This window comes from Halovenus salina (assembly GCF_026410925.1).
GTDB lineage: Archaea > Halobacteriota > Halobacteria > Halobacteriales > Haloarculaceae > Halovenus > Halovenus salina.
On the sequence record NZ_CP112972.1, the window covers coordinates 1115382 to 1140581 of the forward strand.

The following is a 25200-nucleotide window of genomic DNA, read 5'->3' on the forward strand; positions in this document are numbered from 1 at the left end:
CGGAGAGTTTGTATATAGTATTAATTATTTTATATAGTATTTTTATATATTTTTCCAAATCTTTCGACTGGCAATAACAGGCAGAATTACAAATACGCAGGCAAACTACGCCGCTGAGTCAGCGGAGAGTGTCTGAAAAAATAGATGGCTGTGCTGTATCCATCCTCTGCATGTTTCACCGGCTGTCTGATGGATTTCAGAGAGATTCCCGCTCGTCGCGGTACGTATGTGACCTGTACTAGTCCACTAGTTGTCTGGTAATGTATGCGTCCATCTCCCCTGTCCACGTGTGCTTTGGGTGTACAATCTTGTGTTGCTCAGATGGCTACACCTAAACAGGCGGCTGACAAAGACAGGGTATGGATCGGGTGGAGTTTGGGCAGGGTGTCAAAGATGTCAGCCCACTTCTCCTGGGGATTATCCCATTTGGTTTCATCGCTGGCATCGCCGCTGTGAACGCGGGCCTTGGCCTCCCAGAGGCAGTCGGGTTGTCTAGTATCGTGTTTGCCGGAGCCGCCCAACTCGCTGCACTGGATCTCATTGGCCGGGATGCACCACTTGCGATTATCGTCGTCACCGCCGTCGTCATCAACCTCCGGATGTTCATGTACTCGGCGTCTATCGCTCCCCATTTCCAGAAGCTGTCGAAGCGGATGAAGGCTCTCGCTGCGTACCTCCTGACAGACCAGGCGTATGCACTCGCTATTGCCCGCTACCGAGAGGAGGATTCGACTCGTTCTGTCGCGTATTATCTCGGTGCTGCAATGACGCTGTGGATAGTCTGGCAAGTGACGACGATTGCTGGCGTCGTGCTCGGAACGAGCGTTCCCGACTCACTTGGGCTCGAGTTTGCTGTGCCACTGGTCTTTCTGGCCCTGCTGGTTCCAGCGATGGAAGATGGCCCAACAATCGTCGCCGGTATACTCGGTGGCATTGTTGCTGTTGGGACCGCTGGATTGCCGCTCAATCTGGGCTTGCTTATTGGTGCCACAGCGGGTATCGTCGCCGGTCTTCTCACAGAGGTCGCCACGGAGGGGTCACTGAATGGCAACTAGCTACTCTGAACCCATCATCTGGGCACTCATTTGTGTAATCGGGATACTGACATTCCTGATTCGGCTGTCGTTCATTGCTCTGTTTGGATATTTCGACGAAATCCCGGCACGGATTGAGCGTGCACTCCGATTCGTTCCCGCGGCTGTGTTAGCCGCACTTGTCTTTCCATCGTTCGTTACCCTCGAACCTGGAGCTGGCGGCATCGCTATCGATACGCTCGTCGCTGGTCTCATCGCTGTCGGCGTCGCCTGGCGGACAGAAAATGTCTTCTTGACAATCGGAACGGGGATGGTGACCCTCTGGGTCGTTCGATTTGCACTCCTCCCGGCAATCTAATCGCTCAGTACTACCCATGGATTGACCAATCACAGCGACCTCAAATTAGTCGAGTGTGAACTCACAACGGCACGGTTGAGAGCTACTGAGCCATCGGCTCGAAACGCCTCGGCTTATCGGCTTTCGAGAGCCGCGCCGATGGCAGTGCCGCCGCCAAATCCAATAGCGATACCGAGCGCGAGATTCCCGAGTACCATCCCGAGTGACACGCCGACGGCACCGCCGAGGCTGACTCCAAGCGCAAGCATTTCGCCGTCGTTCTCGGTGTCTCCAGTGTCCATCAGTCCGATGTTTCGCTGCCTCTGAAAAAACGGTTTCGTGACACGATCAACTGGGTCGTGACTGACTCTAGAGGTCTGTCGTCTCCTCGATGTCTCTGATGTAGCCGTCGACTGTCTCCTCCTCGACGTAGTCCTCAAGCTCTGAGACCAGGCGGTTGCGCAGGCAGTAGTCGTAGTGGCCGCGGCCGACGTGTTCGACCAGACCAGCCGTCCGTAGCTCCCGATTGTGGGAGTAGGCCGCGGTCCGGTCTTCCTCGCCGTCAGCCGCAAAGAAGGCATCCAGCGGTGTCGCCGGCCCGAACTCGCGGTAGAAGGCGAGCATCTTGCGCGTCTTCGTGGGCAGTGCCCCGATGTCCGCCTTACACTCTCTGACGACGAGTGGCTCGGTGTCGCTCTCGTCGACAATCTCTGCGTCGTTTCGGAGGGTGGACTCGATCTGTTCGCGGGGCGTCTGTGACCGGTCACTCGGCCAGTCCTCGTCGACGCTCTCAGGCGGCGAGCGGAGTTCGCCCAGCAGCTGGTCGGCATCGACGCCGCTGGCCGTTGTGCTGTTATCCTCCCAGGCAGTGAACGCAGGCTCGTCCCCTGCGGTGACTGTCGCCTCCTGATCGTTCGATTCTGGGCCGGCCGCCTCAAGCAGCGAGCCATCGCCGGCCTCGGCTGTCTGCTCGGACTCGCGGCCACCAGCATCCGGCCCGGGAGAGGCCTCTGTCTCTGCACTCGTGTCAAAAATCGACGAGGGGAACTCCTGTGCGGACTCTTCGGTCTGTCCGTCGTGCTCGCTCGTCTCGTCGAGTGTCACCTGCTCGCCCGGTATCGATGGGGCGCGTGGGCCAGAGCGCATCCGTTCTCGTTCTGTCCGGCCGGGCGCAGCTCCCTCGACGTGGCCGACCAGGGCCTCGACAAACTGGTCTGCCATCTGCTGGAGGTCGCGAGCATCCTGGAGTTCGCGTTCGAGTTCGGCGATCCGGGAATTTTTCTCGTCGAGTTCCTCGCGAAGCTCCGCGATGCGGTTCTCGCGTTCGGCCTCCTCTTCGCTGATCTCTGTGAGTTCGGAGACGAGGTCGTCGCTGACGCTTTTCAGTTCGGGCCGCTCGAAGTCGTCCAGTCCGGGGGTCGCGCCAGCGTCGAAGGTCTTCTTACGGTGGAACTGGACGCGGCGAACCTGCTCTGCCCAGTCGGTCATCAGGAAGCCTTCGCCGTCGTCCAGATTCTCAACGGCGTCGGCGTGTTCGCCGTCGATGATACGCTGGACGACCTTCGTGTCGTTGTTCCAGGTCAGTCGGTGCCAGAGCAGCCAGTCACACTGCGTGATGAAATCTTTCTTCACGTCGGCAGGGCGCTGGCTGATACCACAGATGCCCAGGCCGTGCTTGCGGCCGCGTTTCCCGATCTTGATGAGCATCTTGCCACACTCCCCAACCGAGCCGCGTTCGGGGATGTACTCGTGGACTTCCTCGACGAGCAACAGAAACGGCTGTTTTTGCTTTTTCGCCTTCGCAAAGAGGCTCCGTGCAACCGCTGTCAGTAACTCCTCGGCCTCGCTCTCGTCGAGATAGCTCGATACGTCAAGGATGATAGGGACGTTCTGTTCGAGGGCGAGCGAGGCGATTTTCTCGGCGTGTTCGGTCGTCACCTGGATATCACACTCCTCGTCACCGCCGACGTGGAGGATCTCGTACTCCTCTTTGAGGCCGTAGTACTCGCCGTCGATGTCGACGATCAACAGCCCGAACTCGTTGTCGAGCAGCTTCTCGGCGATGACGCTGGCGGAGTTCGACTTGCCGGAGCCGCTCTTGCCGGTGACGAACCCGCGACCAGTCAGCAACTCGACGACTGGAAGGGAGACATCCGTGCCGGGCTGGTCGCTCCCACAGGGCCCGTCACTGGTTTCGGCGACAGTGATGTGTGTTGTCTCGGCCATACGCAGTTATCGAATACGTGGCCGTCGCCCCCCATAATGCCTCGTCAGACAGACGACAGACGGCACAACTACATCGTGTGAGATAGTGACAAGACAGCACGTTTACTAACCTCGGGATGCAAGAGGGTACCTAGCGAACCTGCGGTTCACGTCGGCTGCTATCAAGATGAATCTATGACGAATCCCGAGACAGACCTTCAGGAGGCGGAACAGGGCACACCCCCGGATGGGGTGGGTGTCGAAACGGCAAGCGAGGTGGCGACGACAGTTATCGAGAACGTCGAAGAAGTGGTCGTCGGCGGCCGCGACCAGATCGAGCACGTCATGACCGCGCTGTTGGGGCGTGGACACGTGCTGTTAGAGGACGTTCCAGGCGTGGGCAAGACGATGCTCGCACGATCTATCGCCCGGTCGTTCGACGGCACGTTCAAACGTGTGCAGTTCACGCCGGACCTACTCCCCTCGGACGTGACCGGCGTCAACGTCTATAACCAACAGACCCAAGAGTTCGAGTTCCGTCCAGGCCCAGTTTTCGCGAACGTGGTTCTGGGCGACGAAATTAACCGTGCACCGCCGAAGACTCAGTCGGCGCTGCTAGAGGCGATGGAGGAGAAACAGGTCACCGTCGATGGTGAGACCCACAGCCTCGACGACCCCTTCAGCGTCATCGCGACCCAGAACACCGTCGAAGGCGACCAGGCCTACGAGCTCCCGATGGCCGAGCTCGACCGGTTCACCAAGACCGTGACGCTCGGCTACCCCGACCCCTACGAGGAAGTCGAGATGCTCGACCGGGTCGTCGGCAACCATCCCATTGAGGAGCTGACCCCGGCAGTCACCCTCGCCGAGTTCCGCCAGGCCAGAGACCGGGCAGCAGAGGTGACCGTCTCCAGGGACATCCGCGAGTACGCCACGGAACTGGCGAACTACACGCGTGAACACGCGAGTCTGGGCGCGAGTCCGCGGGGCACAATCTCGCTGCTCCGTGCCTCACAGGGCCGTGCACTGTTGTCCGGGCGCGATTACGTCGTTCCTGACGACGTACAGACCGAAGCCATCCCAGTCCTCAGACACCGAATCCGGACCGGCCGTGACGAGGACAGCACAGCACTCCTCAGAGAGGCGCTCGAATCGGTCGACCCTGAGTGATATGCAGCTAACACGTCGTGGCCGGGCCGCGGTCGGGGTAGTGGTTCTGTCAGTGGTGGCCGGCTGGCTGTTCGGTGCGCGGTCGCTCAACGCCGTCGCCGCGCCAACCCTCGGCGCGCTCGTGGCAGGCGCGGTGGTGCTCGCCCGCAACGAAGAGCCGACGGTGACGCTATCCTCGGTCGACGCTGGCTTTCCCGGCGAGTCGCGGACAATGACAGTATCATTCTCGGGTACCGGGCTGGCGACTGTCTCACTCGACATGCCCGAAGAAATCGAGAAAGCAACCGACGGCCAGCGGATAACGCTGCCCCAGACCGTCGACTACGAACTCGAGCTGGCGGGTCGGGGCATCCACAGTGTCGGACTCTCCGCGCTTGTACTTCGCGGGCCACTCGGGTTGCTCGAACGGCGTGTCGAGGTCGAGGGGACGACCGACGTAACCGTCTACCCACAGCGGTACACGGTTGCCGACAGCGCGGTGCTCGCCGAGCTGTTCGCAGACGAACTGGAGGCCGAACGCCAGGAGTTCGACCGGCTCCGGGAGTACCAGCCGGGTGACCCGCTGCGACGCATCCACTGGAAGTCGAGCGCGAAACACGACGAGTTCCTCGTCGCGGAGTTCGCACCGACCGAGCGCGACGAGACCGTGACGATTGTCGGAACTGTCCCACCCGGCGAGATCGACGAGATGGCCCGCATCGCGGCGACGATAGCCGACCTCGCTTTCGCGGCCGACCACAGCGTTGAGGTGGCGACACCAACGGGCCACGTTCAGCCAGGGAAGGGTGAGACACACCGTGAGAGCGTGCTCGGCTTGCTCGCCCGGACGAGCCACGGGACGAACGCTCCAGTCGGCTCCGAGGCGGCCGACGTAGAGATTACGTACGTTCGGCGCGAGCTCGTCGTCCGTGTCGGGACCGCAGAGTACAGCATTTCCGAGTTCCTCGACCGCCTCGGCGGCGCTGTCGAGACAGCGGTCGAGTCGTCGACTGCCCCCGAGGTGACACCATGACAGAACAGCGAACGCCCGTGGCCTGGCTCGACAACTCACTCGGTGCAGTGCCGCTTGCTCGCGTGTTCGCACTCGGGGGAACAGTAGGGCTGCTCGCCTCGTTTTTGTTCGTGCTCTACGATGTCGTCGGCACGGTCGGCGACCCGACCCTGTTCTACCCGGTCGTGCTGGCGACACTGCTCTCGGCGACGCTGCTCTCGCGCGTGCTCGACCTCACCGGTGCCCTCGTGGTGACGGCACTGCTGTTTGTCACGGGGACAGGGTGGCACATCCTGACGCTGGATGTCAATGTCGACATGCTCACCCTAGTGAGCAACAATGTCGAGTTGCTCACCGGCGAGAGCGTGCTCCGAATTCGACAGGCCGACGTGTGGGCGCTGACGGTCGTCCCGACGCCGGTGTTCGTCACGTGGTATCTCGCTCTCCGGGAGCACTATCTCGGCGCTGTCGTCGCGGGCGGCGGGATGCTCACCTACGTCGTGTTGACCGGCGACGCCGGGACGACGGTGACGCTGCTCGGCGTCGTCTCTGGGGCAGTCGTCGTCGCCTTCGGCGAGATAGAGGTTGGCGGCTGGCCCGGTGCAGCCGACCAAGCTGTTGTCGTGCTCGCGGTGATGGTACTCGTCCCACTCGCCGTCACCATCGTGCCCGGCGGAGCCGCCAGCCCAGTATCGTTTCTCGGCGACGACACCGGGACGATGGAGGGCGCGGTCATCAGCGACGACTCCTCGCTGGACATTGTCGGCGAGGTTGAGCAGACAGCCGAGCCCCGGTTTGTCGTCACGAGTGAGGAGCCTCGGCTCTGGCGGACCGGAAGCTACGACCGGTACACCGGCGGCGGCTGGATACGAACTGGGGGGTCCTCGTCGCTTGCTTCGACCGATGTGGACGGACCACGCGGTCCAACCCGAGAGGTGACACACGAGATTCGGGCCAGACAGGACCTGGAGATCTTCCCGACGGCGTGGCAGCCCATCGCAGTCGAGGACTCAGTCGCCGCCGAGACAGTTGTGAACGACGACGGCGGCTTCGGCCTCGGTCGGACGTTCAGCGAGGGCGAGACAATCGAGGTCCAGAGCGCGGTACCAAACGCCAGCAGGGAAGCACTTGTCGACGCAGGAACGAACTACCCCGAGTCGATTCGGGAGCGGTACACACAACTTCCCAGCAGTACACCTGACCGGGTCGGCGAGCGAACCGAACAGATAATACAGGGCACGGACTCGGCGTACGAGGCAGCCGTCGCTATCGAGCAGTGGCTCGAATCGAACCGTGAGTACTCGCTGGACGTCGACCGTCCGGAGGGTGACATCGCAGACGCGTTCCTGTTCGAGATGAGCAGCGGATACTGCACCTACTACGCGACCACGATGGCCACGATGCTCCGTTCACAGGGCATCCCGGCTCGAATGGCAGTCGGCTACACCCCCGGCGAAGCTGTCGGCGAGAACGAGTATCTCGTTCGGGGCCTGAACTCACACACGTGGGTCGAGGTGTATTTCCCGGGGGTCGGCTGGGTCGAGTTCGACCCGACGCCACCAGACCCGCGACAGGAGACAGAACAGGGCGCAATCGGTAGCACCGGCGGGTCCGACGGTGACGGGAGTGACAGTGAGGGAGTCGATACAGACGGCCGACAGGCAGGCATCGAGGAGGTAGCCGAACAGGAGCCGAACGCGACCCCAGACGACCTTCCCGGCGCGGCAGTCGACGAGCAGATACAGCGCGGGACAGGACTCTCCCCGAGCGATGGAGCCGGGGACGAAGGAGGCCAAGCGGGCGGCGGGTTCAGTGTTCCGACCCCGTCCCGCGGTCAGGTGACAGTCTCGCTGGTGGCAGTTGCCGGCCTCGTCGCCTGGACTCGCCAGGCAGGCCTCGCCGGAAGCGTCCTTCGACGGCTCTCGGTTCGGTTCCAGCGCCGCGCTGACCCCGAAACGGACATCGAGCGGGCCTACGAGCGGCTGTTGCTCGTCCTCGAAGACCGCCACCGGCCGCGTCGAACCGGCGAGACGGCACGGCAGTACGTCGACGATATCTACGCCAGCGACGAGGCCCGCCGCGTCCTCGAACTGTACGAACAGGCCCGCTACGCTGACGGCGTGACCCGAGACGACGCAGACGAGGCAATCGAGCTTGTCGAAGAAATCCGCGCAACGAAGTAGGTACACGCGACAGACAGCAATTCACCGGGTGTGCCGGCCGTCCCGACAGTGTTTAGTGTATCCCTTTCGTACGTCGAGCCTGTAATGTCGGAAGTCTGCTCGACGTGTGGGCTGCCCGAGGAGCTTTGTGTCTGTGAAGACGTCGCCAAAGACTCCCAGGAAATCACCGTCCGCATCGACGAGCGCCGCTACGGAAAAGAGGTAACGATTATCGAAGGATTCGACCCCAGCGACGTCGATATGGACAGCCTATCCTCGGACTTGAAATCCAAGTTCGCCTGTGGAGGAACTGTCGACGACGGACAGATCGAGCTCCAAGGGAATCACACTGGCCGCGTCGAGGATTTCCTCCGCGACAAAGGATTCAACGTCGGGCAGTCATAACAATCAGAGCGTCATTGACCGCTGTGCGCTGTTTTTGAGCGCATCCGACCGACCGTACGATCCCGGAGCGACAGCAACGGTCTCGACGCCAGCGGCCGCCGCCCGTTCGAGTGCTGGCTTGAAGTCGGTGTCTCGCGAGACGACCACCAGCACGTCGATATCGTCCTCGACGGCGGCGGCTGTCGCATCGACGGCCAGTCGCACGTCAACGTCGCCGCTGGTCGTCACGACCGCGAACCCTCTCGCCTCTGCGGCCTGAACCAGTTTCGGTGTCGCGTGCTCGTCAAGGTAGAGACGCGTCATCGTCCGTCGTCCCTCATCATCGGCCAGTTCACGCAGGTCGTCGAGGTCGACATCGAACTCGTCGCGGAAGACGTTCGGACCGTCGACGAACAGGCCGACCCGTGGCGGCCGGTCTCCGAGCCGTCCCAGCAGTCCCATACGCTCTGCTGTCGGCGGGCGTGTATAGTGGTTCCGACAGCGGACGACAAACGACATGGTTTTGCGAGATGACCGAGAACGCCTAGCCATGTTATCACGGCAGTTCGTCCGCGAGAACCCCGACGTGGTCCGGGAAGGGCTGGCACTTCGCGGCACGGATGGTATCGACGTCGACGAGATTCTCGACCTCGACGAGCAGTGGCGCGAGCTAAAGTCGGACGGCGACGACCTTCGCCAGGAGCGAAATGAGGTATCAAGCAAAGTCGGCGAGCTCAAACGCGAGGGCAAAGAGGAAGAAGCCCAGGAGGCAATCGAGCGCTCCCAGGAGATCAAAGACGAACTCGAAGAGATAGAAGAGCGCGCAGACGAACTCGACGCGGAACTCGAAAAACGGCTGCTCGAAGTGCCGAACGTCCCACAGGGAGATGTTCCGCCGGGTGAAGACGAACTCGACAACGAGGAGGTCCGGCGCTGTGGCTTCGAGGACATGCGGACAGTCCCGGAGGGCGTGCGGCCACACTACGATATCGGCGAGGAGCTGGAGCTGCTCGACTTCGAGCGTGGGGCGAAAGTCGCCGGTGGTGGCTTCTACTTCCTGAAAGGCGACGCCGCGCGGCTCGAACACGCCCTCATCCAGTTCATGCGTGAGGTCCACCGCGAACAGGATTACAGGGAGGTGTTCCCGCCGATTCCGGTCAACAGCGAGTCAATGACCGGGACCGGACAGCTCCCCAAGTTCACGGAGGACGCCTACCGAGTCGGCGAAAGCAACGACGAAGCGTACGACGACGACGACCTCTGGCTGTGTCCGACCGCGGAGGTGTCGGTCACGAACATGTACCGCGACGAGATTCTGCTGTCCGATGACCTGCCGCTGAAACACCAGGCATACAGTCCGAACTTCCGGCGCGAAGCCGGCGAACACGGTACCGAGACCAGAGGTATCGTCCGCTCACACCAGTTCAACAAGGTCGAGCTGGTCAACTTTGTCGAACCCGAACACAGCAACGAACGCCTCGACGGGCTCGTCGCAGAGGCCGAAGAGGTGCTCGACCGACTCGGACTGCCCTACCGCGTGACGCTTCTGTGTGGCGGAGACATGACCTTCGCGTCGGCAAAGACATACGACATCGAGGTCTGGGCCCCAGCCGACGACATGGAGTACGGCCCAGAGCGAGGCGGCCGCTGGCTGGAAGTCTCAAGCGTCTCGAACTTCGAGGAGTTCCAGGCCCGCCGTGCCGGGCTCCGATACCGGCCCGAACGCCACGAGTCCGCCGAGTATCTCCACACCCTCAACGGCTCGGGAACAGCGCTTCCGCGGGTCGTGGTGGCAATTATGGAGTACTACCAGAACGACGACGGCACCATCACCGTTCCGGAGGTGCTCCAGCCGTACATGGGCGGACAGGAGCGTATCGACGGCCACGACCCCGTCGGTGAGTCGGCGGTCGGTGCCGGACGGAAAGAGTAACTCACAGCGAGTCGGGGACGCCGTGGTCGCCTCCGAGGTCCTCCAGTGGATCCTCCTCGTCTTCATCCTCCTCTGTCGGGTCGGTCAACTCGAGGTCGATATCCGCCTCGTCAGAGTCGTCGTCGGCCGGTTCGTCTGCCTCGTCGGCCCTCGGCGACGCCGCGTCTCCCCCGGATTCGTTTTGCTCTTCGAGCTCGGCCGTGATGGCTTCGAGCTCTGCGTCGTCGATATCGGCCGCCGAGTCGTCGGTGTCGCCCTCAGTGCCCGCTGAGTCGGCCTCAGCTGCACCATCGTCCGCAGCCGTCTCGCTGTCGGTCGATGGCTCCGTCACCTCCGTGTCATTGGACGCTGTGGTCGATACGAGCTCGTCTGTTGTCTCTATAGCAACTGCTTCCTCGTCACCAGAGGAGTTTCGCGATCGCTGTTCCAGTTGGGGGTCCTGAGCCGGGGGAAAGTCGTCGGGGGCGGGGGGTTTGTGGATATCGCGGGCCGTTTCGAGTGGTCCCTCGGCGTCGTCTCTGAGTTCGTTTCCCCGTCTGCCCTCACCGCTCGCGAAGGCACCCGCGGAGTCGTTCAGCCAGCCCGCAGCCCGCCAGAGCGCCTCTGCCTTACGTTCGGCCCGCTCGAAGTATCTGGCTGCCTCCTCGTCGTCTGAAAAGCGGACTGCGGTGTTGAACTCCTCGCGAGCCTCGTCGAACTCCTCTGTTGCCTGTGCGAAATCCTGGGTCGCGAGCATCCACTCCCGTTGCTCGTAGGCGTCCATCGCACTGGTGAAGGCACGCCGACCCTCGATGTGGTGTGCGTGGCCGACGCGGTACCGTGCAAGGGCCGTCCGGTCGTCACCGATGTCCTCGATGGCTGCGCGTATCTCGTCGGTCGGCGGTCGGGTTTCGGCGTCGTCAGCAACCCATCTGTACTCGATTTGCTCGCGGTTGTCGACAACGAACACGGCCCGGCGGCAGGCGTATCTGTCGTCGTCGGCGGCGACGCCGTAGTCGGCCGCAACCTCGCCGTGGACATCAGCGAGCAACGGCATGTCCAGGTCGTACTCCTCGGCGAACGCCCGATGGCTGAAGACACTGTCGCCGGAAACTGCGAGAATCGTCGTATCCTTCTGCATCGAAAAGAGATCGAGAGCGTCCAGCCCGGACGAGGTGTCGTCACAGAGCGGGCCGAAATCGCCGGGATAGAACGCGAGGACGATGACGTTGTCACCGATGTGCTCGCTGAGTGAATGGCGCTGGAACCCCCCCGAATGGACGGCAGGAAGCTCGAACCCCGGTGCCGTCTCCCCGTTTTCGACCATTACCTGACGTTGTCGGTTTGGCTACTTAACTTTGCAGGCACCGGCTCCGTTGGTTCAACTGACGACACTGCCTCTCTGGACATCAGGACATCGCGTTGGTGATAGCCTCGACATCGGTACTATCGAAGGCAGCGTAGTAGAGTCGGAGTTCGTAGATGCGGCCGTCAAGGTTCTGTCCGACAGAGTTCGGGTCCGAATCAGCACCGACAATGACCTACCCGAGTGCCACATCACGGTCGAACGTCTGCGAGCCAACCTTGGTTCCGTCCTGATACAACACCATTTCGTTGCCGTCGTACGTGCCGACTAGAATTTCGGTCTCGCCTGCTGAAATGTCGCCAGTACTTGTACTTCCGTTCGGTGTAGTTTGATAGCCGACATTCCACTCCATCTGGTGGGGGTCACCGTGTTTGTCGTCGGTCTCGATGAACCAGGCGAAGTTTGAGTTCTGGTGTTCGATGAGGTTCTGGATATCCGAGCCGCCACGGTGGGTGTATTTGATAGCGACCGTAATTTCGTCGACCTGGTCGGGGCCATCGAGGGTGAGGTCTCCCACATCGACGTGCGTTCCGGACGCCCCGTCGAAATCGAGTGCGTCGCCACTGTCGTCGGTCACCCAGTCCGTCCCACCGTTTCGGATTCCGTCGTTATCGTTGCCCGACCGATCGGTGACGTTACCTCCACCCGAGTCGAACCGATAGTAGGCGATGAAGTCGCCGATTTCACTGCGGCTGTCAATTTCTTTATTGACCAGAACAGACCGGCCCCTATCACGAGAGATGACGGTGATGGTGTCACCGGGCGCAGTCGGGACGAGTATCGATTCGCCGGCGCTATCGGCCTCGATGGTCGCAATCTCGTCGTTGTTGAGTTTGACGATAACATCTGTCCCAATCACTTCTGGTATCATCCGCAACCCAACCGGCGTCTGCTCGTATTCGAACGTTGCCTCGGCCGTCGGGGCACCCGTCTCTTCGAGGAATCCAAACGAGACGGTGACGAGAACAACAGCGATGACCAGCGCGATACCGACTAAAAGAATGTTGGCGATAATTGGGGTAGCTCCTCGGTTCGGAGGAACTGTTCTCATTACATCTCATAGCGGTATCAACCCACAAAAATCTGCCCAACCACTGGTAGCTGGCCCGACCGTCGACAACACGGCTTTTGTAACACTGTTCCGTAGGGAGGATGTGGAGCTCCACGTCAGATACGAGGGCAACGACGACCCCGAGAAGTGCACGGCTCGGCGACTCGCCAGATTCGACGAGGCCGAGTTACATCGCTCGACACGGTCGACGCCGCCGGGAATCGTGCTCAACCCCTTCGCAGAACGGGCGCTTTCGCCGGCCGACGTGGGCGAGCTTCGTCTGGTGGCACTCGACTGCTCCTGGGAAACCGCAGAGGCAGAGGCGTTCGACCTCGACGGCCCCCAGCGTTCGCTCCCCTTCCTCGTCGCCAGCAATCCAATCAACTACGGGACCCCGTTCCAGCTGAACACCGTCGAAGCCTTCGCCGGAGCTCTCTGTATCCTCGGCGAGCGCGAGCGCGCGGAGAGCGTTCTCTCGCATTTCTCGTGGGGGCAGACGTTTCTCGACCTCAACGAGGAGCCGCTGAGTCGGTACGCCGACTGCGACGATTCGAGTGACGTAATCGCAATCCAGGACGAGTATCTTGCCGACTAAGTGATGGCTGCCACCATCCGATCAGCGAGTGTCTCGGCGCGCTCTCGGGACCTGGCTTCGGCGTAGACGCGGACAACCGGCTCCGTCCCGCTGGGACGGGCCAGGACCCAGGCATCGCCGTAATCGAGGCGGTAGCCGTCCGTCGTACCGACCTCGGCGTCGGCGTCGGCCGCGACCTCCTCGATAGCCGTCACCATCGCCGCGCGCTCGTCGTCGGTCTCGTAGGAGATGTTCCGGCGAACGTTAGCATACCCGTCGTAGGGCTCGATCAGTTCGCTGAGCGGTGTCTCGGCGAGGAGTTCACACATCCTGGCCGCGGTGTACGCACCGTCTCTGGCGATGCGGTAGTGGGGGTAGATGATGCCGCCGTTCCCCTCGCCCGCAATCGGTACCCGCTCCCCGTCGGCCTGGAGCTCACGAATCGCAGTGATGAGGTGTGTGCTCCCGATTGGAGTTAGTCTGAGCGATGCGCCAGCGTCCCTGGTCACGTCGACGAGGCGCTGTGAGGTGTTGACCGCCGAAACGACCGTATCATCGGCGTCAAGTTCCGCGGCCGTCAGCGCGGCGAGAGCGGCGTCACCGTCGACGAACGCCCCAGTCTCGTCGAAGAAGATTGCTCTGTCGGCGTCGCCGTCGTGAGCGATGCCGATATCGGCGTCTGTCGCCTCGACGAGTCGGCCGAGTTCGGCGAGATTCTCCTGGACTGGTTCGGGGTCTCGCCCCGGGAACCGCCCGTCGGGGTTGGCGTTGATCGTCTTGACCGTACAGCCAAGCTCGCGAAACAGCTGTGGGCTGGTGAGCGACCCGGCTCCGTGACCGGGGTCGAGCGCGACCGTCAGCCCCGCTTCGGCGATGCGGTCTCGGTCGACGGCCTCGGTTAGCTGCTCGCGATACGCGCGGTTTACCCCCTCTCTGTCGGTGATACCCCCGGCGTCGTCCCAGCTGGCAGTCGTCGATTCGCCGGCAAGCTGGCTCTCGACGCGTTCGAGCGTGTCCCGGGTCAGCTCGACGCCGTCGTCGCCGATGAGCTTGATACCGTTGAACCTCGGCGGGTTGTGTGAGGCGGTAACCATCACGCCCGGGACCCCCTGCTGTTCGCAGTATGCCTGGAGTGACGGCGTCGGGACGATACCCAGACAGTCGACATCACAGCCAACGCTCGCCAGGCCGCTGGCGACGGCGTGGACGAATACGTCGCCGGTCAGCCGGCTGTCGCGGCCGACAGCGACACGCCTGTTTCGGTCCCGGAACACCGCCCCTGCGGCCTGCGCGATATCGACCGTATCTGCGGGTGTTAGCTCGTCGAGTGCGACGCCCCGAACGCCGCTCGACCCGAATACGTTCATTCGCCTACTCGTCTGTCCCGCGTCGTCATAGTGATTGTGACTTCCCCGGCGACACCGGAGACCGCCAAAGCCATTACCGCCGGTCGTCTGTGCCGAGGTATGACGGAAGCGCTCATCGACCTGCTCCGGGCTGTCGAGGCAGTCAAGTACGGCGAGTTCGAACTGTCACACGGCGGGACCAGCGACTACTACGTCGACAAGTATCTCTTCGAGACGGATCCGGACTGCCTGGACGCAATCGCGGCGGCATTTGCAGACCGTGTCGACGACGAGACGCTCGCTGGCGTTGCACTCGGGGCAGTGCCGCTGGCGGCGGCGACCAGCGTCGCTGCTGGCAGCCCGTACGTCATCGTCCGCAAGCAGGCTAAGGAGTACGGCACCGGGAACCAAATCGAGGGGACGTTCGAAGAAGGCGAGGAGGTCGTCGTGCTCGAAGACATCGCGACCACCGGACAGAGCGCCGTCGACGCCGTCGAGGCACTCCAGGAGGCCGGTGCTGTCGTCGAGCGCGTGCTGGTGGTCGTCGACCGCGAGGAGGGGGCAACCGAGAACCTCGCAGAGGCCGGCGTCGAACTCGAGTCGCTGCTGACTGCCTCGGACCTCCTCGACGAACAGCCCGACACATAACCGGTCGCGCCGGTGCACAACAGTTGCACAGTACCGCCCCTTTCTTATTTGTCCAATCCCTACGCGCTGTCGATGTCAAATCTCGAACTCTACGAGCTTGAGGGTTGCCCGTACTGCGAGAAAGTAATCGACAAACTCGACCAGCTCGGGCTCGATTACGAGTCACACATGGTGCCACGAAGCCACAGTGAACGGACTGAAGTCGAAGCGGTGAGCGGCCAGACTGGCGTTCCGGTGCTCGTCGACAACACGAACGGCATCGAAGGGATGCCCGAGAGTGACGATATTGTCGAGTACCTCGAAGAAACCTACGCCTGATACTGATTTTGGGTGTTGGGACGGTCGTGGCACGGTATAACGCTGAATGCCACCCTTTTGTAGCGGCAAGAAGATGAAAGCGGATTCCCCCACGTTCAGTGCGATAACCACTGCCCGTGTGCCCGCTTTTACCGTGCAAAGTCTTTTGAGTTATTGAGCGAATATATATGCATGACTGACCAGGTGTCGGACGGGAGCTCTGAGTCCCACCCCGGTCCAAACGAGTTTCTTTTCAAGCAGACGGCAGATTGTATCGTCGAGGGTTATATCGAGGACGGCGACCCAATCGTCACCCGCGTCAACGATGCCTTCGAGGAGGTGTTCGGATACACCGAGTCGGAGATTCGCGGACAAAACCTCAACGACTTCGTCGCCCCCGACGGCAAACGCGCCGAGGCCGAGGCCGTCGACAGAGAGGTTCGCAACGGCAATATCGGTCCCAAAGAGGTGACCCGACAGACCGTAGACGGGCCGCGTGATTTCCTCCTCCGAGCGGCTAGCGGTGACAAAGAGTACCACTACGCGATCTACACCGATATCACAGAGCGAAAGGAGTACGAGCGCGCACTCGAAAGCGAGCGGGCACGCCTCGACGAGTTCGCCAGCTTCGTCTCACACGACCTCCGGAATCCGTTGAATGTCGCACAGTTGCGTCTGGAACTGATCAGACAGGAGCATGACAGCGAACACGTCGACGCGGTAGACAGAGCGTTGTCGCGGATAGATACGCTCATCGAGGACCTGCTGACCCTGGCACGTGAGGGCAAACGGGTGAGCGAGACGGAGCCGGTCGACCTCGCGACGCTGAGTTCGCTGTGTTGGAAAAACGTTGCGACCGGCGCTGCACAGTTGGAGACTGAGCTTGACTGCTCTATCCGGGCCGACAGGAGCCGCCTCCGCCAACTCGTCGAAAACCTGATTCGGAACGCGGTCGAACACGCCGGCGACGACGTGACGGTAACGATAGGTGAGATGGCCGATGGGTTCTACGTTGCCGACAACGGCCCCGGGATTCCCGAAGCTGACCGCGAGGCGGTGTTCGACGCCGGGTACTCGACATCGACGGCAGGGACCGGCCTGGGGCTACGTATCGTCGAACAGATAACAGACGCCCACGGCTGGACTGTCGACGTAACAGACAGTACCACCGGAGGGAGTCGGTTCGAAATCAGCGGCGTCGACTTTATCGACTAAGAGTCATACAGCAGCGAGCCGTTCGCACAAAACTTCTTGAGGAACTGGCACGAACACCCACGCGTATGCCAGCGTTCGACACCTACACCTGCAACGAGTGTGGTACAGCGTTCAAAGCCATGGCCGGCGCAAACGCCGCAGAGTCGGGGTACTGCTCGCCAGTCTGTGAGAGAGCGGGGAAGGAGCGTTAGTTGTCTGGCTTGTAGTTCGGCGCTTCGTCAGTGATGACGACGTCGTGTGGGTGACTCTCCTGTTGGCCGGCCGCGGAGACGCGGACGAACTCGGCGCGTTCTTTGAACTCGGGGACTGACTCGGCACCGACATACCCCATTCCCGACTGCATGCCGCCGACGAGTTGCTGGAGTTCGGACTGGAGCGTTCCCTTGTAGGGGGTCGCGGCCTCGACGCCCTCGGGAACGTAGTCGTCGTCCTCGTCGGTGTCTTTGAGATAGCGGTCGCCGCCACCCGACTGCATCGCGCCGACGCTCCCCATCCCGCGGTACTGCTTGTACTTCTTGCCGTTCATCGTGATGACGCGGCCGGGCGCTTCGTCGGTGCCCGCGAAATACGAGCCGAGCATCACAGCGTCAGCACCGGCGGCGATAGCCTTGATTGCGTCACCGGAGTAGCGGATGCCGCCGTCGGCGATGACAGGCACGTCGTGTTTGCTCGCCACGTCGGCGACCTGTGCGATGGCGGTAATCTGTGGCATTCCGGACCCGGTCACGACGCGAGTGGTACAGATAGAGCCCGGCCCGATGCCGACTTTCACGCCGTCGGCGAAGTCGACAACATCCTTTGCGGCCTCGCGTGTGCCAATATTACCGACGACCACGTCTGCCTCGACAGTCGATTTGATTTCGCGCGCGCTGTCGATGACGTTGCCGTTGTGCGCGTGTGCACAGTCGATGAACAGGATGTCTGCACCGGCCTCGTCGGCTGCTTCGGCGCGTTCGAGTTCGAAGGGCCCGACTGCGACGCCCGCCCGGAGCTGGCCGTCCTCGTCGCGGACCGCCTGGTCGTACTCGCGGCGCTGGAGGATACCCTGCATCGTCACCAGGCCGACGAGCAGATTCTCGTCGTCGACGACCGGGACGCGCTCGATTTTGTGCTCGTACATCAGATCGAAGGCGTCGCGGGCGTCAATATCCTGGGGAGCGGTGATGACCTCGTCGGTCATCGCCTTCTCAACGGGGTCGTTCTCGTCGACCTCGAGGTGGGGGCGCACGTCCGTCGAAGAGATGATTCCCTGTACTTCGCCATTAGTGTTGATAACCGGTGCGCCGCCGACACCTTCACGTGCCATCAGGTTGTCTGCCTCCCGCACACTCGTCTCGGGGTCGACTGTGACAACATCTTCTAGCGGAATGATGAGTTCGTCTGCGCTTTTGACCCGCTCGATTTCCTCAACCATCTGGTCGAGGTTCATGTTCCGGTGGAGCACCCCGAGTCCACCGTGTCGAGCCATTGCGATTGCCATGCCGCTCTCGGTGACGGTGTCCATCGCCGCCGAGAGAATCGGAACTGTCAGCGAGACGTTCGTCGAGACCTGTGATGCTGTGTCTGCTTCGTCAGGCTCGATGGTACTTCGCTTTGGCTTGAGCAGTACGTCGTCGAACGTCAGCGCTTCCGGTACTCGTAGTTTCTCTGAGAAGGGGTCGATATCGTTCGCCATGTAAACCGTCTAGCGTACCGGCTAAAAAGGATTGCGAGATCCACCTTGCCCCGTGAACGGCCCACACAGGCCGAGCGCCGGCGAAATAGCGGTGTGTCCACGCACCTCACGCAAGGCTATTACTTCGGCCGCCGAATCTATGTATATGGCGTACGGAGTCCCTGCGGTCGGACGTAGCGCTCGTAAGACGGTCATCGGTTTCGGTGACGTGAATATCGTACGAGCGATGGGACTCTGTGCTATGCGGACACGCTGTAATCAATGGTCGTGGGCTGCCCGGTCTGACGGCGCAAAATCCGGGCCACGGCGGATAAACCACAATCTGTTCTCAGACGGATTCCGCCGGCATCGTCCCGAGCGCGACTACCCACGGCCGACGGGTGAGCGGCCACAGCACTAACACCGCATGAGCAACTCACAACATCCGCGTGCTCTCTCCGTTGAGCGGTGGGTAAGCGACTCCACCCGCCTGCTCGCAGTCGTATTGTGTCTCCCCCTGGTCGACGGCGTCTTCGTCGCGCTCGTCCTCGGCGGCGCGCTCGACAGTCTCGTCGGTATCCTCGAAGTCGGATTGCTTGTCTTCGGGGGAAGTGCGATGGTCGCTGTGGTCCTCGCCGAGATGGACGGTTCGCCCCGTAGGTCGGTGGGAACTATCCTCGCTATTGGAGCTGTCGTCATCCCTGTTGCAGGTCTGCAGGCCGCACTGGCCCCGACCATCGAGAGCGCAATCGACATGGCCGTCTTCGAGCGCTTCGCCGCGCTGGTCATCCTCGCCGTGGCAGCGGCGACCGCGAGCGCCAAGATTGCCGAGTACCTCCCGAGCCCGGCCCTTATCATCGGGCTGGGCTTTCTCGCGACGGTTTCCCCGAGCGAGGCGACGCTGACGATTCAGGCCGACCCGACGCTGGTCGCCCGTGCAATGGCCGCGGCAAGCGTCGGCGTCGGATTCGGTGTTGCGCTGGCGGCAACGCGGCCCTGGCTGCAGGAGGTCGTCGAACTCGACCGGTTCCGCTTCGGGAGTGCGGTCGCGCTGGGCGTGCTCGCGGTCTCTATCGCCGGCATGCTACCCTCGGACGCGCCGGTCGCGCTGCTCGTGTTGGGGATGACCGCACTGCTTGCGTTCGACCCCGCTAGAGACGCCAGCGAACAGGCCGAGCCGGCCTTTGACATCTCCCCATCCGAGGAAGAGATGGCAGACGTGGCCGGTACCGAGCCGACGCCACTCTCAGACGGTGGCGGGTCGCCTGACAGCAACGCCGAGTCGACCGAGTCGACGACTGGGCTCCGTCCGGGACAGGACCGGCCGCCCTGGTTGTAATCGTCACGAAACAGTGATTCTGCTGTCGGTCTAAACGTACAGTATGATTGTGTCGATTCCTGGCGACGACACGTTGCCCCTGCTCACTCGCGCAAGACGAGCGAGGAAGCGATAGCGAGAAGACCGACAAACTGGAGAATACGGACGACGAGTCGGACGTAGTTCTGTTGTGGGAGCGTGAGAACGCGGACCTGAAGGAGGATAGTGCCGACTGTCGCGACTAGGTACGCCGCACCAAAGAGCAAGACCATCCCGACAGACAAAAGGAGCATCTGTCGGCTCCTGTGGCGCCGGAGCGCCCGGATTGCAAGGAAGGCAATGAACAGCCCAACAACTGCCGAACCGACGGCAAATGCGAGTGTGACGACCTCGATTGTGCGAGCAGGAAGAAACTGTGCTATCGTAGCGGCTGGTCGGTGTATCATGGTCAAAACTTACCCCAGAGTCGTTCGAGTTCGTCGCTCATGTCTCGGTCCATCTGCTTGAGGTCCCACTTGAACTCGCCGTCGGCGAGTCGGACCTCGAAGCGGTCGAGCTGTGCCACGTAGACGGCATCGTGATGACCGTCCGACCGGAGACGGGTTTCTTCGCGGACCAACCCCGCTTTCTCGAGACGGTCAACGCGCCGGGAGATTGTCGGGAGGGAGACATCACACTCCTCGGCGAGTTCCGTCTTCGACACCCTGTCGACGCTGGTCGCCCGCAGTATCTGTCGTGCGTGCTCGTCATCCAGCAGACTGAGGACTGTCGGTAAGTCCTCATTGCTCACGGTTCGGTCCCTCGTCTGTCGTGTGGCGTCCTGTTCCTGGCAACCATTCTCCCAGTCACCTATCAGTATCGAACACATTGGGCGTATAATGAAATAACGCAGCGGTGTCGTGTTCGGTTCCCGTGTAGTTGTATAACAGCGAGATCTGCTCGTCTCCCTCGGGGAACTCGGCAGTGGTGAACGTCAGTTCGTCACCGGGTTCAAGAACTGCCCCCTCCGGTGGCCGGTCCAACAGCGCGTCTGCGGGCTCGATGTCGACCTGGTCGAGCGGTACCGATTCCCCTGCCTCGTGACGGACGGTGACTGCTTTTCCGCCGTCGTCGACACCCCACGTCAGGTAGGGGGTTCGGTCGGCTACGAAGTCACTCTGAAACTCTGATTTGTCGACGCGCATCTCGACTGCAACGTAGGAACCGTCGATTTCGATGTCGACGGCCCACGCCTGCATCGCGCGCTTGATGGAGTTGTCGAGTTCCGCCTGTATTTCTCCTCGTGTCGGCGTCTCCCCGTCAGGATACTGCTGGAGGTAGATGAAGTACGCTGCATCCTCATCGAAGGTGTACGCCAGCGTGGAGTCCTCGGGCTCGAGGTTGCTGAATCCACCGCCAAAGCCTTCGAGGAGTGTCGGATACAGCCCGACCCACTCCGAGAACGCCGCGAACCGCTCGTCGTGTTCGTGATGCCGGTCGATGCGGCCCTCGCCTGCATCGACCAGTAGTTCGACGAACGCTCGCCTGTGCTCGCCGGTGCTCTGGATGACCGCATCTTCCGAGACGGCGACCGCTCGCGGGATGTCTGCCCTGTCGAACAGTTCCCAGCCGTAGTAGGTTCCGTCGTGGTTGTAGCCGCTGTTCCGCAGTGTTTCGGTGAGGACACTTGTATCGAGGTCACCCTCGGCGACGGTCCCGAGCCTGCCCAGTCCGTGGACGTGGTCGTAGTGTTCGAAGTCGTACCCCACATAGTCGAGGGCGCTCAGGACCACCGCCGCACCGATTCTGAACGCCGCGTCGAGTTCGGCCATGCCGAGCGTCCCCGGCGTCACGGAGACCCAGTGCATATCGCCTACCGTCACCATCGACTCCAGTTCCGAGAGAGCGTCGTCGGCAGGCATCCACCGTCTGTACGCCGGGTCTGTACCAACCTGTGTCGGCGTGTCGACACGGCCGTACCGAATCTCCGAACCCACCGGCGGGAGGAGACTCAGACAGCCAGCAGTTGCCCCGGAGACTGCCCCGGTGGTGAGTGCTGTCCCGCCCCTGAGTAGATTCCGCCGTGTCGTCTCTAGATTGTCATCTACCATCGCTTGCCTCTTCTACAGTCACCTGTCGTTTATACTCCAGAGATACCCCGATGGCTCGTGAAAGGCAGGGTAACGTATTTATACGACAGTCTGTGAGCCGACCCCAGAACACGAAGTCTTAGGGCCCAGGAGTTCCAGCACGTCAGTATGGGAACGAATCGCGTCGTCCAGGGCCGAATGGTCACGCCAAAACGCCTGGCCGAACTCATCGAAGACTCCGAGGTCATCGAGGCCGAACCGATTGCAGACGCCGACAAAGACTGCCCAGAGTGTGAAGGAGACGTGTTGAAAGTCGGCTATATGCCCTCAGCGCTGTCGTTTGTCACCGGCTGGAAGTGCCAGGACTGCGACTGGAGCGAGCGAGAGGAAGACGACTGATAGTGATTGTTGCGAGTCGTTACCGCCGTCGGGAAACGAGGTGCGGGTCTCACGCCGTGAAACACCGAGATTCGTGACGTGGTCACGAAAATAGCCGCACCAATCACGATGACTAATTCTGTCGGTCATCTCGTGACCAGCAATCGAAATCCCTTTACGCAGAATCATCCAACAGATGTGTGAGGGCTCGTGGCCTAGTCCGGGAAGGCGGCTGACTCCAGAGGCTATCGTGCCCGGTGACGATACTCCAGCTGATATACTGAGCGGCCGGCTGATCACCGCCCGCGCTGATGACCCTCTGGAGTACCGAGGCACACGACACCGGAGATATCAGCCGATCGGGGGTTCAAATCCCTCCGAGCCCATCCGAATCTTAACCCTATCTTATACTTTCTTAGACATTTCTATCGGAATAAACGAGCGGCTACCTGGGGGTGTCGGCCGTGATCGACTCGGTATCTCAGCCGGAGATACCGGAGACGGTCGTGTACAGTATCCGGAAGTGTCGGAGCGGCCGAGTACACCGACCCGACCCGGACAGCGACGAGCCACAGCCAGCGTGCCGAGCCGGTGAAGCCACGGAAGCCGAGTACGAGGAAGCACCACCCGAAGACGCCCCGGACCGGCTGTACTGTCGCTATTCGCCTTGCTTCGGGGGTGAGTGGCTGTGAGCCAGACGCCCGAGGTCGAGGCCGACGTGCCGGAGACGATTGTGCGAAGTCGTTCCCGGTACACGAACGTCCTTCACCGCCCCGACCCAGACAGTGACGAGCCGTACCCTGCCTGTCCCGTTCGGGATTCTGAAAAAGAGTACACGGAAGCACCCGCCAAAGCCTACCTCGGTCACTACGACCTGTGCGAAAATCCGGAGTGCTTCGGGAGGGAGTGGCGATGACGTTTCAATCATCGCTCTTTCACTACGAAGCCGATCTGTCCGCCCTCACCGACGCCGAGCGCGAAGTGTTCCAGGCCGTCGAGCAGGACGGCTTCGGCGTCCGCGAGTACGCCCGGAAGACCGGACGAAAACCGGGCACTGTCGGGAATCTGCTGGCACGAGCACGCCAGAAAGTCGGAGGTGAGGCAGGTGCGTAAATCCTTCCAGGGGTTCGTACCTGCCTCGACCCTCTACGACGTTGAAGCGAGCGAGCGCGTCGAGGTCGACTGGCCGACCACCCGCGTTGGAACGGAGGGGTCACCATGCAGACCGTGACGCTCGCATCTCACGAGTTCCACGCGAACTTACTTTATAATTCCGACGGGTTAGCTCCGTTTTTCGCGTGTGACTCTGAGGTAAAAGACGCCGAAGGCTCGAAGGCTACCACGTTCACGCACGACGGCGAACAGTGGCGTGCGCGCCTCTCGTACCAGTCTTCGAACATCCAGCACCCCGGCAGTCGGACGCCACAGGGAACGGAGTGGCGGATTCAACAGATGCGCGAGTACCGTATCCGAATCTACCGAGACCCGGCCGAAGACCCGGACGGACAGCAAGATTTCACGGCCCACATCGCCCCTCGGTGGGAAGGGATGAAAGGCGAGCGAAGCGACGGCTCGACCGTCGAGATTCCTGTGCCTGACGGCTTTGGGGAAGGCGTCAACGTCCGAGTGAAGGGCTCGAATATCGAGTTCTCCCGGTACGTCGACCTGCTCCGGCTCGCCTGTACCTGCCTGGGTATCAACGGCCGATACTTCGAGGAACCCCACGAGTTCAGCAACATTCAGGACGCCGAGCGGTACGCGCGAGTTCGGGAAGATGCGAGCGGTCCGGTCCACGCGAGGGATGGACCTATCGCCTCGATGGGTCACCTCCTAGAGCACGACCGCCAGGGGTATCGGAAAGTCGTGCAGAATGACGACGACATTCACGGTCAGAATCTACCGGGTTACTACCACACGGTGACGCTCGACGAACGACGAATCCGCGAAGCCTTCCCGGACCACCGGCTGCCGAAAGAGGTCAAACACTACTACTCGAACGAAGCGAAGAACCTTCCGGATGACCACCCACTCGCCCACCCGAAGATTGGGGCGAGTCTTCAAGTGTCGCTGCTCGATGACGACGAGACAGTATACTGGCGTGAGTTAGACCGTCTCCGTCGGGAGTTGGACCAGACGGTGCTGTCTGTCCTTGCCGACGCCGGGCTCGACGTTGCCCCGTCGGGTGGGAACGGTCCCTTTGTCGAAGAACCGTACTTCACGCCGGAGATAGACCATTCCGGCCCGGACCCGGTCTCGCTGGATTTGACGCGCGTTCGTCAAAGCCAGGAGAGTGTCGTCATCCGACAGGTGGCCGACGGGCTCGCCCCGACGCAGTGGGAAGCCCTGGAGACGCTCGTCACCGACGGTGGCGACGTGTCCCCGGAGAAGATAGCCGACGAGCACGGCCGCCACACGGAGAGCGTGAGACGTGCGCTCAGGGAGATGGAAGACCTTGTGCATCGGGAGTATGCCGAAGTGTCCCTTCGCTCGGAGTACATCGCGGAATTGGTTCACGACGCCGTGAGCGAAGCGAGAGAGGCGACACAGCGAGCTACGGAGACCGTCGGGAAGGCGCTCGAAGCCGCCGAGCGCGGGATGGACGAAACGATGAGTAGCTTCATCGCGTGGGCGGCTCGTCACGGCGTCGACGTGAACGACGCCCAGGACGCGCGTATGCGCCTGCGATTTGACGACGTGGCCGACGCCAAGCGGGCGATTCGTGAAGGCTTCCGCGTGTGGACGGAGGCAGGGATGCCCGAAGAACGCTACCGCATGGCACAGGTTCAGTTTGCCGACGGCTCGCTCGGAGACGCCTGGCACTGGTTACGGTAGAATCGACTTCCCGCCTGCCGGGAGTGTCCCGGCAGGTGGGTAGTGGCTACACTACTTTTCTTGTACTCTAATACAAACTTAGTTGTTCCAAACGACCGAATCAGAGCTGTGTAGTGAAATCTGAGTTGCCCTTGTTGCTCCGGCCGTCGGCTCGATCCGGGCGGCTGGCGTCGAGCACGACCGGACGAATCCAACCCCAGGGGTTTGATTCTCCGTTAGAGGTGTGGCTAAGGCCACATCACTAAAACACACTGCAA

29 protein-coding genes and 1 tRNA gene are annotated in these 25200 nt (G+C 61.7%); 20 read left to right on the top strand and 10 right to left on the bottom strand.

Features of this window, described 5'->3' with window-relative positions:
• The first annotated feature begins 359 nt into the window (after positions 1 to 359).
• Positions 360 to 1055: an AzlC family ABC transporter permease gene (locus OSC37_RS05595; protein ID WP_267163612.1), complete on the top strand. Its 696-nt coding sequence runs from the start codon at positions 360 to 362 to the stop codon at positions 1053 to 1055.
• Positions 1045 to 1392, top strand: a complete 348-nt coding sequence (locus OSC37_RS05600) for an AzlD domain-containing protein (RefSeq protein WP_267163613.1) — start codon at positions 1045 to 1047, stop codon at positions 1390 to 1392. The genes OSC37_RS05595 and OSC37_RS05600 overlap by 11 nt, the downstream gene beginning before the upstream one ends.
• Before the next feature lie 113 nt (positions 1393 to 1505).
• On the opposite strand, the gene OSC37_RS05605 is transcribed toward OSC37_RS05600, so the two are convergent.
• Positions 1506 to 1673 (bottom strand): hypothetical protein, encoded by a 168-nt coding sequence (locus OSC37_RS05605; RefSeq protein WP_267163614.1) that lies wholly within the window; start codon positions 1671 to 1673, stop codon positions 1506 to 1508.
• 67 nt (positions 1674 to 1740) lie between these two features.
• Positions 1741 to 3597, bottom strand: coding sequence for an ATP-binding protein (locus OSC37_RS05610; protein WP_267163615.1), 1857 nt, complete (start codon positions 3595 to 3597; stop codon positions 1741 to 1743).
• Between the two features lie 174 nt (positions 3598 to 3771).
• Here OSC37_RS05610 and OSC37_RS05615 point away from each other — a divergent pair, with 174 nt between their 5' ends.
• The 4 genes from OSC37_RS05615 (at position 3772) to yciH (ending at position 8304) form a co-directional block, all read left to right on the top strand.
• Complete coding sequence (locus OSC37_RS05615; protein ID WP_267163616.1) at positions 3772 to 4746, top strand: AAA family ATPase; 975 nt, start codon at positions 3772 to 3774, stop codon at positions 4744 to 4746.
• A 40-nt stretch (positions 4747 to 4786) separates the two neighbouring features.
• Entirely contained in the window at positions 4787 to 5758 is a 972-nt protein-coding gene (locus OSC37_RS05620; protein WP_267163617.1) for a DUF58 domain-containing protein, read from the top strand.
• Positions 5755 to 7920, top strand: a complete 2166-nt coding sequence (locus OSC37_RS05625) for a transglutaminase TgpA family protein (protein ID WP_267163618.1) — start codon at positions 5755 to 5757, stop codon at positions 7918 to 7920. The genes OSC37_RS05620 and OSC37_RS05625 overlap by 4 nt, the downstream gene beginning before the upstream one ends.
• Positions 7921 to 8004: 84 nt before the next feature.
• Positions 8005 to 8304: a stress response translation initiation inhibitor YciH gene (gene yciH / locus OSC37_RS05630; RefSeq protein ID WP_092698664.1), complete on the top strand. Its 300-nt coding sequence runs from the start codon at positions 8005 to 8007 to the stop codon at positions 8302 to 8304.
• Between the two features lie 3 nt (positions 8305 to 8307).
• Here the strand turns inward: yciH and OSC37_RS05635 are convergent, their stop codons facing one another.
• Entirely contained in the window at positions 8308 to 8745 is a 438-nt protein-coding gene (locus tag OSC37_RS05635) for an NYN domain-containing protein (RefSeq protein WP_267163619.1), read from the bottom strand.
• An 88-nt stretch (positions 8746 to 8833) separates the two neighbouring features.
• Between OSC37_RS05635 and serS the strand changes: the two genes are divergently transcribed.
• On the top strand, positions 8834 to 10216 hold the full coding sequence (gene serS / locus OSC37_RS05640; protein WP_267163620.1) for a serine--tRNA ligase: 1383 nt from the start codon (positions 8834 to 8836) through the stop codon (positions 10214 to 10216).
• Between the two features lies 1 nt (position 10217).
• Here the strand turns inward: serS and OSC37_RS05645 are convergent, their stop codons facing one another.
• A complete protein-coding gene (locus tag OSC37_RS05645; protein ID WP_267163621.1) occupies positions 10218 to 11522 on the bottom strand; it encodes a redoxin domain-containing protein in 1305 nt (434 codons plus the stop codon).
• Positions 11523 to 11736: 214 nt separating this feature from the next.
• Positions 11737 to 12612 carry a LamG-like jellyroll fold domain-containing protein gene (locus OSC37_RS05650; protein WP_267163622.1) on the bottom strand — a complete coding sequence of 292 codons (876 nt, stop codon included), beginning with the start codon at positions 12610 to 12612 and terminating at the stop codon, positions 11737 to 11739.
• A 103-nt stretch (positions 12613 to 12715) separates the two neighbouring features.
• On the opposite strand from OSC37_RS05650, the gene OSC37_RS05655 reads away from it, so the two are divergent.
• Positions 12716 to 13207 (top strand): DUF367 family protein, encoded by a 492-nt coding sequence (locus tag OSC37_RS05655; protein ID WP_267163623.1) that lies wholly within the window; start codon positions 12716 to 12718, stop codon positions 13205 to 13207.
• On the opposite strand, the gene glmM is transcribed toward OSC37_RS05655, so the two are convergent.
• The gene (glmM, locus tag OSC37_RS05660) at positions 13204 to 14553 is read right to left on the bottom strand and encodes a phosphoglucosamine mutase (RefSeq protein ID WP_267163624.1); all 1350 of its coding nucleotides are present in this window, start codon (positions 14551 to 14553) and stop codon (positions 13204 to 13206) included. The two genes, OSC37_RS05655 and glmM, sit on opposite strands and share 4 nt — an antisense overlap.
• Before the next feature lie 99 nt (positions 14554 to 14652).
• Here glmM and pyrE point away from each other — a divergent pair, with 99 nt between their 5' ends.
• The 4 genes from pyrE (at position 14653) to OSC37_RS05680 (ending at position 16883) form a co-directional block, all read left to right on the top strand.
• On the top strand, positions 14653 to 15180 hold the full coding sequence (gene pyrE / locus OSC37_RS05665) for an orotate phosphoribosyltransferase (RefSeq protein ID WP_267163625.1): 528 nt from the start codon (positions 14653 to 14655) through the stop codon (positions 15178 to 15180).
• A gap of 72 nt (positions 15181 to 15252) precedes the next feature.
• Complete coding sequence (locus OSC37_RS05670; RefSeq protein WP_267163626.1) at positions 15253 to 15498, top strand: glutathione S-transferase N-terminal domain-containing protein; 246 nt, start codon at positions 15253 to 15255, stop codon at positions 15496 to 15498.
• A 171-nt stretch (positions 15499 to 15669) separates the two neighbouring features.
• Positions 15670 to 16692, top strand: coding sequence for a sensor histidine kinase (locus OSC37_RS05675; RefSeq protein WP_267163627.1), 1023 nt, complete (start codon positions 15670 to 15672; stop codon positions 16690 to 16692).
• 65 nt (positions 16693 to 16757) lie between these two features.
• On the top strand, positions 16758 to 16883 hold the full coding sequence (locus OSC37_RS05680; protein ID WP_267163628.1) for a hypothetical protein: 126 nt from the start codon (positions 16758 to 16760) through the stop codon (positions 16881 to 16883).
• On the opposite strand, the gene guaB is transcribed toward OSC37_RS05680, so the two are convergent.
• Complete coding sequence (gene guaB / locus OSC37_RS05685; protein ID WP_267163629.1) at positions 16880 to 18367, bottom strand: IMP dehydrogenase; 1488 nt, start codon at positions 18365 to 18367, stop codon at positions 16880 to 16882. The genes OSC37_RS05680 and guaB overlap by 4 nt on opposite strands.
• 406 nt (positions 18368 to 18773) lie before the next feature.
• On the opposite strand from guaB, the gene OSC37_RS05690 reads away from it, so the two are divergent.
• Positions 18774 to 19685 (top strand): DUF5794 domain-containing protein, encoded by a 912-nt coding sequence (locus OSC37_RS05690; RefSeq protein ID WP_267163630.1) that lies wholly within the window; start codon positions 18774 to 18776, stop codon positions 19683 to 19685.
• Positions 19686 to 19768: 83 nt separating this feature from the next.
• Here OSC37_RS05690 and OSC37_RS05695 read toward each other — a convergent pair whose 3' ends face one another.
• The 3 genes from OSC37_RS05695 to OSC37_RS05705 are packed head-to-tail and all read right to left on the bottom strand — an operon-like array spanning position 19769 to position 21754.
• Complete coding sequence (locus OSC37_RS05695) at positions 19769 to 20110, bottom strand: hypothetical protein (protein WP_267163631.1); 342 nt, start codon at positions 20108 to 20110, stop codon at positions 19769 to 19771.
• 2 nt (positions 20111 to 20112) lie between these two features.
• Positions 20113 to 20454 carry an ArsR/SmtB family transcription factor gene (locus tag OSC37_RS05700; protein ID WP_267163632.1) on the bottom strand — a complete coding sequence of 114 codons (342 nt, stop codon included), beginning with the start codon at positions 20452 to 20454 and terminating at the stop codon, positions 20113 to 20115.
• 55 nt (positions 20455 to 20509) lie between these two features.
• The gene (locus tag OSC37_RS05705) at positions 20510 to 21754 is read right to left on the bottom strand and encodes a hypothetical protein (protein WP_267163633.1); all 1245 of its coding nucleotides are present in this window, start codon (positions 21752 to 21754) and stop codon (positions 20510 to 20512) included.
• Positions 21755 to 21901: 147 nt separating this feature from the next.
• Here OSC37_RS05705 and OSC37_RS05710 point away from each other — a divergent pair, with 147 nt between their 5' ends.
• The 7 genes from OSC37_RS05710 to OSC37_RS05740 all read left to right on the top strand — a co-directional run bounded on the left by OSC37_RS05710 (position 21902) and on the right by OSC37_RS05740 (position 24943).
• On the top strand, positions 21902 to 22132 hold the full coding sequence (locus OSC37_RS05710) for a DUF5795 family protein (RefSeq protein WP_267163634.1): 231 nt from the start codon (positions 21902 to 21904) through the stop codon (positions 22130 to 22132).
• Positions 22133 to 22315: 183 nt separating this feature from the next.
• A tRNA-Trp gene (locus tag OSC37_RS05715) sits at positions 22316 to 22497 on the top strand.
• A 78-nt stretch (positions 22498 to 22575) separates the two neighbouring features.
• A complete protein-coding gene (locus OSC37_RS05720) occupies positions 22576 to 22803 on the top strand; it encodes a hypothetical protein (RefSeq protein ID WP_267163635.1) in 228 nt (75 codons plus the stop codon).
• Complete coding sequence (locus OSC37_RS05725) at positions 22800 to 23027, top strand: hypothetical protein (RefSeq protein WP_267163636.1); 228 nt, start codon at positions 22800 to 22802, stop codon at positions 23025 to 23027. Before OSC37_RS05720 ends, OSC37_RS05725 begins: the two co-directional genes overlap by 4 nt.
• Positions 23024 to 23224, top strand: coding sequence for an RNA polymerase sigma factor (locus OSC37_RS05730; protein WP_267163637.1), 201 nt, complete (start codon positions 23024 to 23026; stop codon positions 23222 to 23224). Before OSC37_RS05725 ends, OSC37_RS05730 begins: the two co-directional genes overlap by 4 nt.
• Entirely contained in the window at positions 23217 to 23342 is a 126-nt protein-coding gene (locus tag OSC37_RS05735; RefSeq protein ID WP_267163638.1) for a hypothetical protein, read from the top strand. Before OSC37_RS05730 ends, OSC37_RS05735 begins: the two co-directional genes overlap by 8 nt.
• Positions 23330 to 24943 carry a DUF7845 domain-containing protein gene (locus OSC37_RS05740; RefSeq protein ID WP_267163639.1) on the top strand — a complete coding sequence of 538 codons (1614 nt, stop codon included), beginning with the start codon at positions 23330 to 23332 and terminating at the stop codon, positions 24941 to 24943. Before OSC37_RS05735 ends, OSC37_RS05740 begins: the two co-directional genes overlap by 13 nt.
• Positions 24944 to 25200 lie beyond the last annotated feature (257 nt).